Below are 14,382 nucleotides of genomic sequence, written 5' to 3' on the forward strand. Positions count from 1 at the left end.
AGGTCCCCGGTTCAGCCGCGGCCTGCAGCGGTGGCAGGGCTCAGGTAGAAGGTGAGGCGGAACTTGCCGATCTGGACTTCGCTGCCGGACTTGAGCTCCACGCTGTCCACGCGGTCGTGGTTGACGTAGGTGCCGTTCAGGCTGTTCTTGTCCACCACTTCGAAGCTGCGTGCTGTGCGGCGGAACTCGACGTGGCGGCGGGAGACTGTGACATCGTCCAGGAAGATATCGGCGTCGGGGTGCCGGCCTGCCGTGGTGACATCGGAGTCGAGCAGGAACCGTGCACCGGCATTGGGGCCGCTGTGGGCGACCAGCAGCGCCGATCCAGCCGGCAGCGCCTCCACGGAGCTGCGTTCCTCGGACGAGAGCTTGGGTGCGATCGTGGGCTCATCCCTCACCGGAGTGAGGTGGATGGAGGTGGTCTCCGACTCCCTGGCCGCACCCGAGCCGTATTCCCCGTCGGCAGGGTTCTGTGTGTGGCCAGCCATGGACTCCTCCTCTTTCCGCTGCGGCCGTCAGGCCTGCGACCAACATATGTCCTCCGGGCCTGCCGCGCAGGTCCGGAACCGGCAGCCGATCCGGCCGCTGACGTGCGAAGACATTCTGGCTTCGCCCCGGGCCGGACCGGAAATTCCGGTTAGCTTTAGCCTACCTGCTGTTCGTACTCCGATGCACTGAGCAACGAGTCGACGGCGTCAGCTTCAGCAAGCTTGATCTCGATCAGCCAGCCGTCCCCGTAGGGATCGGTGTTGATCAGGGCGGAATCGGTGTCCAGGGATTCGTTCCGGCCCACAACTTCGCCGCTGACGGGAGCGTAGATGTCGCTGACGCTCTTGGTGGACTCCACCTCGCCTACAACTTCGTTTGCCGTAATCTTGGTGCCGACTTCCGGCATCTGGGCATAGACAACATCCCCGAGTGCGTCCTGGGCAAAGTCGGTGATGCCTACCCGGACCACGCCGTCGGCATTGGGGGCGGTGACCCACTCGTGCTCGGCGGTGTAGGACAGATCTTCGGGAATGTTGCTCATCAGGGGCCTTTCATCGGGTCGAACACCACTGTCAACGCGGCCCGGGAAACGGGCTGCGTTGAAAGTATAGGCACAACTGCCGGGGCGTTCGCCGGGGTTTCTGACAAGATGGGACGCATGAGCGCACGCACGGTCAGCGGCCACGCCAGGAACGGCGGGTGACGGATGCCTGAGCTCCCCGAGGTTTCCGGCCTGGCAGGCTACCTGGACGACCATCTGCAGGGAACCGTTGTTTCCAAAGTGCAGATCGTGTCCTTCGCCGTACTCAAGACAGCCGATCCTCCCTTCAGTGCCCTCGAAGGCAGGACCGTCACCGGTGTACGGCGCTTCGGAAAGTTCATCAGCATTGACACCGGCGGTATTTCCTTCGTCTTCCACTTGGCCAGGGCGGGCTGGGTCCGCTTCACGGACTCCCCCACCGACGCCCAGCTGAAAATGGGGAAGGGGCACATCGCCGCCCGCCTTGCCTTCACCGGCCCCGGTGGCCCGCGCGGGTTCGACCTCACCGAGGCAGGCACCAAGAAGAGCCTGGCGGTTTATGTGGTCCGGGATCCCCAGGAGGTGCCGGGCATCGCCACCCTGGGCCCGGACCCGTTCAGTGAGGCGTTCGACGCCGACATGCTGGCTGGGATCCTTGGCTCCAGTTCCCAGCAGATCAAGGGGCTCCTGCGCAGCCAGGGCGTGATAGCCGGCATCGGCAACGCCTACAGCGACGAAATCCTGCATGCCGCCCGTATCTCGCCGTTCGCCACCGCCAAATCCCTGGACCGGGGAACAGTCCAGGTGCTGTACGACGCCATCCATGACGTCCTGGGCACTGCGCTGGCGGAGGCCAGCGGCAAGCCGCCAAAGGATCTCAAGGACGTGAAACGGAGCCACATGCGCGTCCATGCCAGGGCGGGCCAGCCCTGCCCCGTGTGCGGAGACACGGTCCGCGAGGTCTCCTTTGCCGACACCTCCCTCCAGTACTGCCCCACCTGCCAGACAAAGGGAAAGATCCTGGCTGACCGCAGGACCTCGAAGTTCCTCAAGTAGGAAGACTCAAGGTCTCGGCACGGACTCTTTGCGGGGCGGTTCAGCGCCGATTAAACACCGGTTAAACAACAGGGGCCGCTTCCGGATTCCTCCGGAAGCGGCCCCTGCTGTTTCTTTGGTCGGGCTGACAGGATTTGAACCTGCGACCCCTTGACCCCCAGTCAAGTGCGCTACCAAGCTGCGCTACAGCCCGCTGGTTCTGCCGTTCTCCGCTGTGCTTGATCCCTGAATCTCTCCAAGAATTTCCACCAGCAGTCCGGCCGAACCACCTAGAAGAGCTTACACGATCCCGGAGCGTGCCAGTGACACTTTCCCGGATTCAGCCCTATGGTGTGTCGGAGACAACACCGGAACTAGCGCTTCTTGCCGCGCTTTTCCCGCACGCGCATGCTGACCTCGATGGGCGTGCCCTCGAAGCCAAACGTTTCCCGCAGCCGGCGGGTGATGAAGCGCCGGTATCCGGGGTCCAGGAAACCGGTGGTGAACAGGACGAACTTCGGCGGACGGCTGGATGCCTGCGTGCCGAAGAGGATGCGCGGCTGCTTTCCGCCGCGGACGGGGTGCGGGTGGGCGGCCACAAGCTCGCCAAGGAACGCGTTGAGGCGGCCGGTGGCAATGCGCTTGTCCCAGTTCTCCAACGCCAGGTCCAGGGCAGGAACCAGTCGGTCCTTGTGCCACCCGGTTTTGGCCGAGATGTTCACGCGGGGTGCCCATTCCACATGGGCCAGGTCCTGCTCGATTTCACGCTCGAGGTAGCGCCGGCGTTCGTCGTCGAGCAGGTCCCACTTGTTGAAGGCCAGCACCAGGGCGCGGCCCGACTCAATGGCAAGCTGCAGGATCCGGACGTCCTGCTCGCTGAGGACCTCGTCCACGGCAAGGAGCACGACGGCGACCTCCGCCTTTTCGAGCGCGGCCTGCGTACGGAGGGAGGCATAGTAGTCCGCACCTTGCGCCATGTGCTGGCGGCGGCGGATGCCTGCCGTGTCCACGAAGCGCCAGGTGCGGCCGCCGAGTTCGATGAACTCATCCACCGGATCGCGGGTGGTGCCGGCGGTGTTGTCCACCACCACCCGTTCAGTCCCGGCCAGTTTGTTCAGCAGGGAGGACTTGCCCACGTTGGGGCGGCCGATCAGGGCGATGCGGCGGGGCCCGCCGGAGCGTTCCAGGCCCTCGATGGTGGAGAATTCCGGAAGCACGTCCATCACGTGGTCCAGCAGGTCCGCCACGCCGCGGCCGTGCAGCGCCGAGACCGGGTAGGGCTCGCCAAAGCCCAGGCCCCACAGTGTGGCGGAGTCCGCCTCCTGGGCAAAGTCGTCCACCTTGTTGGCCACCATGATGACCGGCTTCTTGCTGCGGCGCAGCATCTTCATGACGCCCTCGTCGGTGGCGGTTGCGCCTACTGCGGAGTCCACCACGAAGAGCACTGCGTCCGCGAGCTCAACGGCCATCTCGGCCTGCTCGGCCACGCGGGCATGGATGCCGCGGGCGTCGTGTTCCCAGCCGCCGGTGTCCACCAGGGTGAAGTTGCGACCGTTCCAGTTGGCGGAATACATGACACGGTCGCGGGTGACTCCGGGGGTGTCCTCCACCACGGCTTCGCGGCGCCCAAGGATACGGTTCACCAGCGTGGACTTACCCACGTTGGGCCGGCCGATGATGGCCAGGACGGGATCGAGCTTGACGGGGCCGTCGAAGTCCTCGTCGCCGTATTCGCCGCTCAGCAGTGCGGCGTCTTCCTCGTCGAGGTCGTAGTCCTCCAGGCCCGCCCGGAGGGACGCCGCGCGGAGCTCTGCCTCGTCGTCGTCAATGGCAGCCAGCCGTTCGGCCACCTGGTCCGTGCCCGTGGGCGTGTATTCGTCTTCGCCGGCGCCGAAGTGGCCGGGAGTTTGAGTCGTATCGCTCATTGCACTGTCCTTAGTGGTCATCTGCCGGCGTCCCGGCTACTGCTGTTAAGTCTTGGCGGGCATCTGCGAAAGGCAGTAGCTGCCCGCTGAGTTGAATGGAGTCCTGGACGTGCCCTGCCAGCGCGGCGCGGATTTCCAGCGCCGCCCTGTCCATTGAAACACGCCCGCTTTCCCCTGCCCGGCGGGCAAGGGTGAGGGCATTTCCGAAGCTGACGTGGAAGCGCCTGCCCGGCCGGGGTACGGAATCGAGGTGCTCCGCTCCCCTGCGGGTGCCCAGGATGGCCACGGGGACCACCGGGGCACCGGAGTTCAGCGCCAGCCAGGCGACGCCGCCGTTGATGTCCGCCGCCGCCCCGCTCCCCCTGGTTCCTTCGGGGAGGATGCCAACACACCGGCCGGCGTCGAGCACTTCCTTGCACCGCTGCAGCGCGGTCCGGTCGCCGCGCCTGTCCACCGGCAGCTGGCCCGAAGCTGTCAGGACCTGGCCGAGGAAGCCCTTGAACATCTCCTGCTTGACCAGGATGTGCATGGGGCGCGGTGAGGCGCCGAACATGACCGGCCCGTCCAGGAAGCTGATGTGGTTGCCCGCAAAGATCACGGGTCCACCGGTAGGTACATTTTCCTTGCCCGTGACGGTTGTCCGGTACACCACGTGGTCGAGGATCCAGCCCACCGGCCTGCTCCACGCCATGGTAAGGCTGGAGGGAACACCCGGCCGGGAGGTGGTGGCGGCGCGTTCAGTCACGGTTGAGGACCTTTGTGACGATCACCAGGGCAGCGGCCACGGTCTGGTCGAAGTCGAGGTCCGACGAATCCAGCGTCACCACACCGGAGGCGGCTTTGGTGAAGTTCACCACGGAGGAGTCCTTGGCATCACGGTGGGTCACCTGGGCCGCCAGCTGCTCGGCGTTCTGGGTGCCGCCCAGCTGGATTCCACGCCGGCGCAGCCGCGCTTCCTCGCTGGCAGTCAGCAGCATCCGGACTTCCGCCCCGGGCGCGACGACGGTAGTGATGTCCCTGCCCTCCACCACCATGCGGCGGTGGTGCTTTTCGATCAGTTCCCGCTGCCGGCGGATCAGCTCAGTCCGGGCCCCCAGGGTGGTGGCTACGGCGCTGACGGCGGAGGAAATGGCCGGCTCGCGGATGGCGTCGGTCACGTCAACACCGTCCACCCGAACGTACTCCTCCAGCGGGCTGGTGCTCAGTTCCAGGACCAGGTCGCGTGCGGCCTGTTCCACTGCTGCGGCGTCGTCAAGGTCGATGCCCTCGTTGACGCAGAACCATGTGAGGGCTCGGTACATCGCGCCGGTGTCCAGGTACGCCAGCCTGAGCCTGCGGGCCACTTCCTTGCTGACGCTGGACTTGCCGGAGCCGGACGGGCCGTCAATGGCCACCACCAGCGGCCGGCCGATGCGCAGCGCAGGCATGGTATCGAGAAGTTCCTGTGTCATTACTGGAGTACCCGCCATCCGCGGTCGTTGAGTGCTTCGATCAGGTGGTCATGCTTGTTCGGCAACACGGAGATTTCCACCATACCTACGTTTTGCCCGGACGAGTGGTCCAGGCGGAGGTCCTCGAGGTTGACGCCGATCTCGCCGATTTCCGTGAGGAGCCGGGCGATCTGTCCGGGCTTGTCGTCCACCAGGACGGTCAGCCAGGAATACGCCTGCGGCGGCCCGCCGTGCTTGCCCGGAATACGTGCCTGGCCGGCGTTGCCTTCACTCATGAGCTGCGCGAGGTCCAGGCGTGCGCCCGGAGCCGTGGGATCCTCGAGCGTTCCGATCAGGCGGTTGAGGTCATCCCGGACGCCATAGAGGATTTCCACGACTTTCGCAGCGTTGCCGCCGAGGATCTGGACCCACAGGGACGGGTCACTCGCCGCTATCCGCGTGACGTCCCGCAGCCCGTTGCCGGCCAGGGACAGAGCATGCAGCGGCGTACCCTGGAGCCGGCTCGCCAGCAGCGAGGACATTACCTGGGGCAAGTGGGACACCAGGGCAACAGCTTCATCGTGCTCCTCGGCCGTGAACTGGGATACAACTGCGCCCAGGTCCGAGGCCAGGGAACGGGCCGTCTGGAGGGCGGCGCCAGAGGTTTCCCCTGAGGGGCACACCACCCACGGCATCGAAGTGAACAGCTCGCCCCGGGCAGCCACCGGGCCTGACTTTTCCCGCCCGGCCATGGGGTGGGTGCCGACGTACCGGGACAGGTCGACGCCGCGGCGCCGCAGGCTGTCCAGGATGCCCGCCTTGACGCTGGCAATATCCACCACAACAGAGCCGGGAAAATCCGAAAGGGCTTTTTCCACGACGTCGGCCGTCACGTCCGGCGGCGCAGCAATCACCACCAGCTGCGGAACATCGCTGCCCAGTTCCGGCAGCGGCCGGCCCGCACCGATGTCCACGGCCACCGCCTGGTTCGTGGGCGAGGGGTCGGACAGGAACACCGGAACGCCCCGTCCGCGCAGGCCCAGTCCAATGCTGGCGCCAAGCAGTCCGGTCCCGAGGACCACCACCGGACCATCCAGGTGCCCGCGGCCCTGGCTATGGAAGGCGGACATGCCTCAGAGCCCTACGGATGCCAGCAGATGCCCGACTTCCTGCTTGCCGAGGTTGCGGATGCTGCCCTGGCGCTGGTCACCCAGGCCGATGGGGCCCACCTTGACGCGGACCAGCCGCAGGACCGGGAAGCCGACGGCGTCGAACAGGCGGCGGACAATACGGTTCTTTCCCGAGTGCAGCACCACTTCGATCAACACGTGACCGGGGGTTGAGTCAACGAGCCGGAAGGAATCCACTGACGCAAAACCGTCCTCCAGTTCCACGCCTTCCTTGAGCTGGGCGCCGATACCCTGGGGGAAGGGACCGCGGACCTGCACCAGGTACGTCTTGGGCACTTCATAGGAGGGATGCGTCAGGCGGTTGGCCAGCTCGCCGTCGTTCGTCAGCAGGAGCAGCCCCTCGGTGGCGACGTCGAGGCGCCCCACATGGAACATCCGTTCGCCGGTGTTCTTGTTGCTCTTGAGGAAGTCGCTGATGCACGGACGGCCTTCGGGGTCCTCCATGGTGGAGACAACGCCCTTCGGCTTGTTGAAGACCATGTAGACGAGGTTCTCATCCAGCTGGATGCGCAGGCCATCCACGTGGATGACGGAGGTCTTGGGATCAACCCGGACACCGAGCTCGGTGACGACCTGTCCGTCCACTTCCACCCGGCCCTCGGCAATCATCTCCTCGCAGACGCGGCGGGAGGCTACGCCGGCCGAGGCCATGACCTTCTGCAGGCGGACGCCGTCGGCGTCGTGCAGTTCCGACTGGGGAACGTCGCCGCGCGGGCCCTTCTTCCGTGACGGCCTGCGCACCGGCCCCAGGTTCTGGCCGAAGCGTTCGCTTCCGAACGCACGGGAGGCTGCGGCACCGGGTGCGCCGGTGCGCGGCTTCGGCTTGAGGGCGCCTGGGGTGCCCGGCGCCTTCTTGGCTCCTGGCTTACGCGCTGCAGGCTTCCGCGAGGAAGGCCTGGCGGCCTTCGGATCTGCGGCGCCGCGGCCCTGCTGGGGGCCGTCCGACGCCAGATCCGGATCGATGAAGCGTTCCTCGCGCGGCTTGGGTGCGCGCTGCGGGCGGTCGCTGCCGAACCCGCCGCCCCGCTTCGAGGCTCCGCCGCGGAACCCGCCCGCTGACTTGCCACCCTGGGAGGTGTTGTGCTGTGTTGTCTTTCGTTCCGAACCGTTGCGTCCCGAACCGTTACGTGGTGAACCCTGGCGTCCCGCCTGTGTCATGACCCGTCCTTCAATTGTTTGGCCGGAAAGGTGTCCAGAGACAACCCTAACCAGCCGTGCAGAAATAATCTGCCCTGATAAATGTCCTTGCCCAGGCAGCTCGAAACTGCCTAGATCCCTTCAGCGTCGTAGTACTCCGCGATGCCGTCCAGGCCCGGAAGATGGGGAGACAACTGCGGCAGCTCGGCCACAGAACCGATGCCCATCCGTTCCAGGAAATACGATGTGGTCCGGTACAGCATGGCCCCGGATTCCGGATCCGTTCCCGAATCCTCGATCAACCCGCGCTGGGCGAGGGTCCGCACCACAGAGTCAACATTGACGCCTCGAATTGCGGAAACCCTGGCCCTGGAGACGGGCTGCCGGTACGCGATGACCGCGAGCGTTTCCAGGGCTGCCTGGGTAAGCCTGGCTGTCTGGCCCTCCAGCACATACTTGCCCACAATGTCGGCGAAGTCCGTGCGGGAGTAGATCCGCCAGCCACCGGCGATGTTCCGCAATTCAAAACCCCGGGGGCTGGAGCCGAAACCAACGTGGCTGGCTTGATCCATATCCGGGGCTTTAACAGTATAGCCGCTATACTCGCGCTGCAGTTCGGCCAGCAGCGCGCTGACCTTGTCCACGGTCAGGCCCAGGCCGGCTGCCAGCTCCTCCTCTGTGGCCGGCTGGTCGATGACCATCAGCACAGCCTCAACGGCAGCCTTGGCCCCGCCCGGGAGGTTTTCGAGGTCCTCCTCCCCCGGTTGCGTGTCTTCCGTGGCTTCCTTGGTCACAGCTGCTCCTCGAACTCTTCACTTAGGTTGTCTGCGGACCACTGCCGGCTGCCGGCGGTCCAGTGGACGGCAAGGTCCGCCAGCGGCGACACCTGGTCGAAGGACACCGCTTTGTCCCGGAACAGCTCCAGCAGCGCCAGGAACCGCGCAACCACCACAAGGGTGGACTCGGCGTCGGCGATGATGGCCCGGAACGTGAGCGGCGATTCCCGCTGGAGCCGCAGCCCAACGATTTCCGCCTGCTCCTTGACGCTGACATTGCCGCCATGGAGATGGGCCAGCCCCACTTCGGTGGGCTTCGGCGCCTTGGGCCGCAACGCAGTTTCCGCCAGCGCGGCAAACTGTTCCGGGGTGTGCTTCCACACGAGTTCCGGGAGCATGGCCGCGAAATGCTCCTCCAGGGCAACCTGCCGGGGAAAGCGCATGGCTTCCTGGTGCAGTGTGTCACCCAGGAGACCGGCCACATGCTTGAAGGCCTTGTACTGCAGGAGCCTGGCGAAGAGCAGGTCCCGGGCCTCGAGCAGTGCCATGTCCTCGTCGTCTTCCACCTCACCGGCGGGAAGGAGCCTGGCAGCTTTGATGTCCAGGAGCGTCGCGGCAATCACCAGGAACTCGCTGGCTTCATCCAGCGCCCACTCCCCGCCCAGTTTCTGCAGGTTGCGGATGTACTTGATGAATTCGTCTGTCACCGTGGCGAGGGCCACCTCGGTGATGTCCAGCTGGTGCTTGGCGATCAGTCCCAGCAGGAGGTCGAAGGGACCCGTGAAGTTGGCCAGCCGCACCTCGAAGCCGGGCTTGGATTCGGCCACGTCCTGGCTAGGGTGCGCCGCCGCGCGAAATCAGTTCTTTGGCCAGGCGCCGGTAGGCGTCCGCACCGATGTGGTTGCCGGCGTAGCTGGTGATCGGCTCCGCCGCCACCGTGGCGTCGGCGAACTTAATGGAACGCTTGATGACGGTCTCGAACACCTTGTCCCCGAAGGCTTCCACCAGCCGGGTGATGACTTCACGGCTGTGGAGGGTCCGGGCGTCGTACATTGTGGCGAGCACCCCGTCCACCTGCAGGCGCGGGTTGAGGCGGTCCTGCACCTTGTCGATGGTTTCCACCAGCAGGGCCACCGCACGAAGGGCGAAGAACTCGCAGATCAGCGGGATGATGACGCCGTGTGCCGCGGTGAGGGCGTTGACCGTCAGCAGGCCCAGGGAGGGCTGGCAGTCGATGAGGACGACGTCGTAATCGTCCTCGACCTTCTTCAGGGCCCGGTCCAGGACCTGCTCGCGTGCAACCTCGTTGACGAGCTGGACTTCGGCCGCTGAGAGGTCGATGTTGGCCGGCAGCAGGTCGACGTTCTCGACGCCGGTCTGGTGGATGGCGTCACGGATATTGACCTTGCGGTCCATCAGGACGTTGTAGACCGTAAGGTCCAGCTCGTGGGGGTTCACGCCGAGCCCTGCCGACAGCGCACCCTGGGGATCGAAATCGACCAGGAGCACCCGGCGGCCATACTCCGCCAGCGCTGCCGCGAGGTTGATGGTGGAGGTGGTCTTGCCGACGCCGCCTTTTTGGTTCACCATGGCGATCACACGCGCCGGACCGTGGGAGGACAGCGGTGCCGGTTCCGGGAACTCCCGGTATGGGCGTCCCGTGGGGCCCATCACCGCGTTGTCCAGGTCAAATTCCGTGCCCTCCAGAGTTGCCGAACCCTGTTCGCTGCTCACGTATCTATCCACACTTTCGATGACGGTGATTTCCTGCCGCTGGTTGCCAGCGCCGTTCCTTCTTCTTCCCAAGGTTACAGCGGCCGACACGGTATTCGGCGGAACTTGACTTTCCGCCCATGTTGAGCCTTGACCCTCTAGCTGAGGTCGAAGGTTGGTTTTGCAGGGGCCACGCAGCAGCCCCCGCGGCCAGTGCTGCGGGGGCTGCTGCGTGAAAACTGTTTGTGCGTGGCGGGCGCCTGGCGTGGTGCCTAAACGCCAGCCGGAACGCGCCGCTCCTCGGTTTCCGTGGCTGCCGGCGCCGCGTGGCCGGCGTGGCTGGCAATCATGGTCTGCTCGTCGAAGGGCAGTTCGCCGGAGAGTACCTGGTCAACCTGGCCCCGTTCGATCTCCTTCATCCAGGTGCCGATCAGGACGGTGGCTACGGCGTTGCCGGTGAAGTTGGTCAGGGCGCGGGCCTCGGACATGAACCTGTCGATTCCAACGATCATGCCCACGCCGCCCAGCAGTTCCGGCTTGTGTGCCTGCAGGCCTGCAGCAAGGGTGGCCAGGCCGGCGCCGGTGACACCGGCGGCACCCTTGGAAGCGATGATCATGAAGATCAGCAGCGAAACCTGGGCTCCCAGATCCAGCGGGGTTCCCATGGCGTTGGCCACGAAGAGGGAAGCCATGGTCAGGTAGATGGCGGTGCCGTCCAGGTTGAAGGAGTAGCCCGTGGGAACGGTAACGCCAACCACCGGCTTGGAGACACCGAGGTGCTCCATCTTTGCGATCAGGCGGGGCAGGGCAGCTTCGGAAGAGGACGTGGAGAAGATCAGCAGGTATTCACGGCCCAGGTACTTCATGAGCTTGAAGATGTTGACTCCGGACACAACCTTCAGCAGACCGCCCAGGATGATGACGATGAACAGTGCGCAGGTGATGTAGAAGGCGGCCATCAGGGTGAACATGCTGACGATGGCCTGGACGCCGGTGGCTCCGACAACGGCGGCGATGGCACCGAAGGCGCCCACGGGAGCCAGCCACATGATCATGATGAGGATGCGGAAGACGACGGCCTGGCCGTGGCCGATGGCCTTGAGTACCGGCGCACCCTGCGGGCCCATCTTCTGCAGGGCGAAACCTACAAGGAGCGCGGCAAAGAGCGTCGGAAGGACCGGAATGTCGCCCGGGATGATCCCCAGGAGGAAGGCTACGGTGCTGTCGACTTCTGCCTTCTTGGAAGGATCGTATGGCGCCAGCTTCAGGCCCTCGCCCGGGTGGATCAGGTTGCCAACAACCAGGCCGATGGCGAGCGCGAAGGTAGACATGAGCACGAAGTATCCCAGTGCCAGGCCACCGACCTTGCCCACTGTGGCGGCCTTTGCGATGGAGCCGATGCCCAGGACGATGGTGCAGAAGATGATGGGCGCAATCATCATCTTGATCAGCTTGATGAACCCGTCACCCAGTGGCTTCATGGACTTGCCGACCTCGGGGAACATCAGGCCCACGACGGCGCCGAGGATGACGGCGGCGATGACCGCAATGTAGAGGTAATGCGATTTGTCGATGCCCTTGCGCCGCGTCTTCACGGTGTCAAGCGACTCTCCTCGTTGAGAAGCCATGATGTGTCTCCTTATATGGATAATCTGATAGACGCTGCGGCGCATTCTCTGGGCTCTGCGCGTCCTCCGGTGTGATATCCATCATTGGGTACGCCGTGATCCAGCTCACCGTTGCGTTCATATTGGTCGCGGCACACATGCTTTCTAAGGATGGCGTCCGGAAACGGCGTCGGGAGGTACACGTGATCCACCCCTGGAGTATTGCCCGCAGGCTCTTCGTGGCAAACCTGCTGATTGTGGTGGTGTTTATCGCCGTCGTCGGTTCGGCCACGTTCGTTGATGCCCGTGACCGCACCTACGACGAGGCCGGCCACCGGATGGCGGGAATAGCCGCTGCCATTGCTGCCAGCCCGCTGGTGCTGGCGGCGGCCTCCAGCCCGGACCCGACCGCGTCGCTGCAGCCCTATGCCAGGGACGTTATGGCGGAGGCCGACGTCGACTTCGTCACCATCATGGCCACCGACCGCACCCGGTGGACGCATCCGCGGGTCGAGGAGATCGGCCGGCCGTATATCGGCTCCATCGACGCTGCACTGCAGGGCGGGCAGCTCACCGAAGTGACGGCGGGGACGCTGGGCCCGTCGGTGCGGACCATTGTTTCGGTCAAGGACCAGGCGGGCGAGGTGAAGGCGCTGGTGGCGGTGGGCGTTACGGTCCGCACGGTGGACGTCGCCTTCGCCGGACGCCTGCCGGCCCTGCTGTTGATTGGCCTTGCCCTGCTGGTGGGAGGTTCGCTGGCGTCCTGGTTCCTTGGCCGGTACCTTCGCCGGGTGACCCGGGGGTGGGGTCCTGAGCAGCTCTCGCAGCTGTTCGCCTACTACGAATCCGTCCTGCACTCGGTGCGCGAAGGCCTGATCCTGATTGATACGAAGGGCCGCGTGGTGATGTACAACGACCAGGCGGCGGAACTGCTGGGCCTCGAAGGTGCCGGGAGCAAGGACCCCACCCGGCCGCCGTCGCTGGCGGAACTGCCGCTCGAGGAGGAGCTCCGGGACCTCTTCGAGTCCGGCCGGCCGGCCAATGACGAGATCATCCTTACCGGTTCCCGGGTGCTGGTGGTCAACCAGGGACCGGCCAGGGCGCCGGGCTCCCCGGGAACCCGGGGCAGGGCACCCGTGTACGGTACGGTGGCAACCCTGCGGGACCGTACCGAAATTGAAGCACTGGGCACCGAACTGGAAACCATGCGGACCCTTTCCGGCGCCCTGCGCGCCCAGACCCATGAACACGCCAACCGGCTCCACACCATGGTCTCGCTCCTGGAGCTGGGCCGGACGCAGGAAGCCCTGGATTTCGCCACCCGGGACCTGGAGCTGAGCCAGCAGCTGACGGATGACATGGTCAGCTCCGTTGATGAACCTGTCCTGGGTGCACTCGTCATGGGCAAGGTGGCGGAAGCCCACGAACGCGGGGTCCAGCTTGATGTTGCCACGCTGGGTTCCGGTACGGTGGCGGGAGTGGCTGTGCAGGACCTGGTGACAATCCTGGGAAACCTCCTGGATAACGCCATCGACGCGGCAGCGGACGCTCCCCCGCCCCGGCGCGTGGAGCTGACGGTGGAGTCGGATGAGGAGGGGCTGGACATCGCCGTCCACGATTCCGGCGCCGCCCTGGACGCGCAGGCCGCGGACAACATCTTCCGCCACGGCTTCAGCACCAAGCCTTCCGGGCCCGGCGGCCGGGGCATCGGGCTGGCCCTGGTCCGGCAGGCAGTGCAGCGGCTGGGCGGTACCCTGACCATTAACGGACGGCGCGGAGCGAAATTCGAAGTATTCCTTCCCGCAGCAGAGTCCCCGCAAAAGGAGCACACACCGTGAGCAACATCCGGGTCCTCGTCGTTGAGGACGAGGCCATCGCATCGGCGGCACACGCAGCCTATATCGGGCGGCTGCCGGGCTTTGAGCTGGCCGGAAGCGCGCCCGACGGCCAGTCCGCCCTTCGGCTGCTCGGTGAGCTCTCGGCGGCGGGCAACCCGGTGGAGCTGGTCCTCCTGGACATGAACCTGCCGGACCTCCACGGCCTGGACATCGCCCGGCGGATGCGGGCGGCGGGCATCCTGGCGGACATCATTGCCATCACCGCCGTCCGGGAGCTGGCCATCGTGCGGAGCGCCGTAGCCATCGGGGTGGTGCAGTACCTGATCAAGCCGTTTACGTTCGCCACGTTCGCGGACAAGCTGGAAAGCTACCGGCAGTTCCGGCAGCAGCTCGCAGGCCCGCACGCCGGCTCCGGAAAGGCCGGAGCATCCCAAAGCGAAGTGGACCAGGCCTTCGCAAGCCTGCGGGCGCCGTCAGAGCTGCCTCTGCCCAAAGGCCTCTCCGCTTCCACGCTGGGCTCGGTGCAGGAGTTCGTCAGGCAACAAAGTGACGCCGTATCCGCCACGGAAGTCATGGACGCCCTCGGCATGTCCCGCGTCACCGCCCGCCGCTACCTCGAGTACCTGGCGGACGCCGGCACGGTCTCCAGGACTGCCCGCTACGGAACACCGGGCCGGCCGGAAAACGAATACCGCTGGAGCGGGCGCTGACCCAGCTGCTGA

Annotated in this window: 14 protein-coding genes and 1 tRNA gene; 3 read left to right on the plus strand and 12 right to left on the minus strand. The window is 65.6% G+C overall.

All coding sequences use genetic code 11. The features are described 5' to 3' along the window. Positions 1–11: 11 nt before the first annotated feature. Positions 12–488, minus strand: a complete 477-nt coding sequence (locus IEX43_RS18185; protein ID WP_188813291.1) for an FHA domain-containing protein — start codon at positions 486–488, stop codon at positions 12–14. A 155-nt stretch (positions 489–643) separates the two neighbouring features. Then, a complete protein-coding gene (gcvH, locus tag IEX43_RS18190) occupies positions 644–1,030 on the minus strand; it encodes a glycine cleavage system protein GcvH (RefSeq protein WP_104188752.1) in 387 nt (128 codons plus the stop codon). A gap of 165 nt (positions 1,031–1,195) precedes the next feature. Here gcvH and IEX43_RS18195 point away from each other — a divergent pair, with 165 nt between their 5' ends. Beyond that, positions 1,196–2,065, plus strand: coding sequence for an Fpg/Nei family DNA glycosylase (locus IEX43_RS18195; protein ID WP_188813293.1), 870 nt, complete (start codon positions 1,196–1,198; stop codon positions 2,063–2,065). 116 nt (positions 2,066–2,181) lie between these two features. Here IEX43_RS18195 and IEX43_RS18200 read toward each other — a convergent pair. The 10 genes from IEX43_RS18200 to IEX43_RS18245 form a co-directional block, all read right to left on the minus strand. After that, a tRNA-Pro gene (locus IEX43_RS18200) sits at positions 2,182–2,258 on the minus strand. Positions 2,259–2,418: 160 nt separating this feature from the next. After that, positions 2,419–3,969: a ribosome biogenesis GTPase Der gene (gene der, locus IEX43_RS18205; RefSeq protein WP_104188756.1), complete on the minus strand. Its 1,551-nt coding sequence runs from the start codon at positions 3,967–3,969 to the stop codon at positions 2,419–2,421. Between the two features lie 10 nt (positions 3,970–3,979). Further along, entirely contained in the window at positions 3,980–4,660 is a 681-nt protein-coding gene (locus IEX43_RS18210; protein ID WP_188813351.1) for a lysophospholipid acyltransferase family protein, read from the minus strand. Positions 4,661–4,706: 46 nt separating this feature from the next. Next, positions 4,707–5,420 (minus strand): (d)CMP kinase, encoded by a 714-nt coding sequence (cmk, locus tag IEX43_RS18215; RefSeq protein WP_188813295.1) that lies wholly within the window; start codon positions 5,418–5,420, stop codon positions 4,707–4,709. After that, positions 5,420–6,529 carry a prephenate dehydrogenase gene (locus IEX43_RS18220; protein WP_188813297.1) on the minus strand — a complete coding sequence of 370 codons (1,110 nt, stop codon included), beginning with the start codon at positions 6,527–6,529 and terminating at the stop codon, positions 5,420–5,422. Before IEX43_RS18220 ends, cmk begins: the two co-directional genes overlap by 1 nt. 3 nt (positions 6,530–6,532) lie before the next feature. Then, the gene (locus IEX43_RS18225; protein ID WP_188813299.1) at positions 6,533–7,747 is read right to left on the minus strand and encodes a pseudouridine synthase; all 1,215 of its coding nucleotides are present in this window, start codon (positions 7,745–7,747) and stop codon (positions 6,533–6,535) included. Between the two features lie 110 nt (positions 7,748–7,857). After that, positions 7,858–8,520, minus strand: coding sequence for an SMC-Scp complex subunit ScpB (scpB, locus tag IEX43_RS18230; protein WP_188813300.1), 663 nt, complete (start codon positions 8,518–8,520; stop codon positions 7,858–7,860). Beyond that, complete coding sequence (locus tag IEX43_RS18235; protein ID WP_188813302.1) at positions 8,517–9,329, minus strand: segregation and condensation protein A; 813 nt, start codon at positions 9,327–9,329, stop codon at positions 8,517–8,519. The genes scpB and IEX43_RS18235 overlap by 4 nt, the downstream gene beginning before the upstream one ends. Before the next feature lie 7 nt (positions 9,330–9,336). Beyond that, on the minus strand, positions 9,337–10,236 hold the full coding sequence (locus IEX43_RS18240) for a ParA family protein (protein WP_104188770.1): 900 nt from the start codon (positions 10,234–10,236) through the stop codon (positions 9,337–9,339). Between the two features lie 251 nt (positions 10,237–10,487). Beyond that, positions 10,488–11,843: a cation:dicarboxylate symporter family transporter gene (locus IEX43_RS18245; protein WP_188813304.1), complete on the minus strand. Its 1,356-nt coding sequence runs from the start codon at positions 11,841–11,843 to the stop codon at positions 10,488–10,490. A gap of 182 nt (positions 11,844–12,025) precedes the next feature. On the opposite strand from IEX43_RS18245, the gene IEX43_RS18250 reads away from it, so the two are divergent. Together IEX43_RS18250 and IEX43_RS18255 are read left to right on the plus strand one after the other, a co-directional pair. Then, the gene (locus IEX43_RS18250) at positions 12,026–13,660 is read left to right on the plus strand and encodes a sensor histidine kinase (RefSeq protein ID WP_188813306.1); all 1,635 of its coding nucleotides are present in this window, start codon (positions 12,026–12,028) and stop codon (positions 13,658–13,660) included. Next, entirely contained in the window at positions 13,657–14,370 is a 714-nt protein-coding gene (locus IEX43_RS18255; protein ID WP_188813308.1) for a response regulator, read from the plus strand. Before IEX43_RS18250 ends, IEX43_RS18255 begins: the two co-directional genes overlap by 4 nt. Positions 14,371–14,382: the final 12 nt, after the last annotated feature.

This window comes from Pseudarthrobacter polychromogenes, from assembly GCF_014644495.1.
Taxonomy (GTDB): domain Bacteria; phylum Actinomycetota; class Actinomycetes; order Actinomycetales; family Micrococcaceae; genus Arthrobacter; species Arthrobacter polychromogenes.

Coding starts and splice junctions, on each gene's coding strand:
- IEX43_RS18185 (WP_188813291.1), bottom strand. CDS start 488: ATGGCTGGCCACACACAGAACCCTGCCGACGGGGAATACGGCTCGGGT.
- gcvH (WP_104188752.1), bottom strand. CDS start 1,030: ATGAGCAACATTCCCGAAGATCTGTCCTACACCGCCGAGCACGAGTGG.
- IEX43_RS18195 (WP_188813293.1), top strand. CDS start 1,196: ATGCCTGAGCTCCCCGAGGTTTCCGGCCTGGCAGGCTACCTGGACGAC.
- der (WP_104188756.1), bottom strand. CDS start 3,969: ATGAGCGATACGACTCAAACTCCCGGCCACTTCGGCGCCGGCGAAGAC.
- IEX43_RS18210 (WP_188813351.1), bottom strand. CDS start 4,660: ATGGCGTGGAGCAGGCCGGTGGGCTGGATCCTCGACCACGTGGTGTAC.
- cmk (WP_188813295.1), bottom strand. CDS start 5,420: ATGACACAGGAACTTCTCGATACCATGCCTGCGCTGCGCATCGGCCGG.
- IEX43_RS18220 (WP_188813297.1), bottom strand. CDS start 6,529: ATGTCCGCCTTCCATAGCCAGGGCCGCGGGCACCTGGATGGTCCGGTG.
- IEX43_RS18225 (WP_188813299.1), bottom strand. CDS start 7,747: ATGACACAGGCGGGACGCCAGGGTTCACCACGTAACGGTTCGGGACGC.
- IEX43_RS18245 (WP_188813304.1), bottom strand. CDS start 11,843: ATGGCTTCTCAACGAGGAGAGTCGCTTGACACCGTGAAGACGCGGCGC.